This window comes from Pseudoalteromonas sp. UBA6610, from assembly GCF_002433295.1.
Taxonomy (GTDB): Bacteria; Pseudomonadota; Gammaproteobacteria; order Enterobacterales; family Alteromonadaceae; genus Pseudoalteromonas; species Pseudoalteromonas atlantica.
On record NZ_DJHW01000026.1, the window covers coordinates 1 to 753 of the forward strand.

1 protein-coding gene is annotated in these 753 nt (G+C 40.5%); it reads left to right on the forward strand.

Annotated elements, in window-relative coordinates; translation table 11 throughout:
• Positions 1–78: 78 nt before the first annotated feature.
• On the forward strand, positions 79–753 hold a 675-nt coding region (locus B4F91_RS03985; RefSeq protein WP_288635384.1), incomplete at its 3' end, for an ATP-dependent metallopeptidase FtsH/Yme1/Tma family protein.

Sequence of the window (753 nt, forward strand, 5' to 3'; positions counted from 1 at the left end):
TACAAACTGTAGTACAGTTGCTTGGCGTTTAGTTGAATTTAAATTAATTGGATACAAGAGGTTAACCCCTTGAGCGATATGGCGAAAAATCTAATACTCTGGCTGGTTATTGCAGTTGTGCTAATGTCAGTATTTCAGAGCTTTAATGGCGGCGATCAAGTTGATCGTCAAACAAGTTACACTCAATTTGTAAAAGACGTGCGTAGCGGCTCTTTACAAGAAGTTATTATTGACCGTGGAACGGGTAATATTACAGGTACTAAAAGCAGTGGTGAGCGTTTTCAAACCACAATGCCAATGTACGATGAAGACTTAATTAATGATTTACTTAAAAATGATGTAAATGTGAAAGGCGTTCAGCCTGAAGAACAATCGTTTTTAGCAAGTATTTTTATCTCTTGGTTCCCAATGTTGCTGCTTATAGGGGTATGGATATTCTTCATGCGTCAAATGCAAGGCGGTGGCGGTAAAGGCGCAATGTCGTTTGGTAAAAGCAAAGCGCGCCTGATGAGCGAAGACCAAGTTAAAACAACTTTTGCTGATGTAGCAGGTTGTGATGAAGCAAAAGACGACGTAACAGAGTTAGTAGACTTTTTACGTGACCCTTCTAAGTTCCAAAAACTTGGTGGTAGTATTCCTAAGGGCGTACTAATGGTGGGTCCTCCTGGTACAGGTAAAACATTACTTGCAAAAGCCGTAGCCGGTGAAGCAAAAGTACCGTTTTTCACCATTTCGGGTTCTGACTTTGTTGAA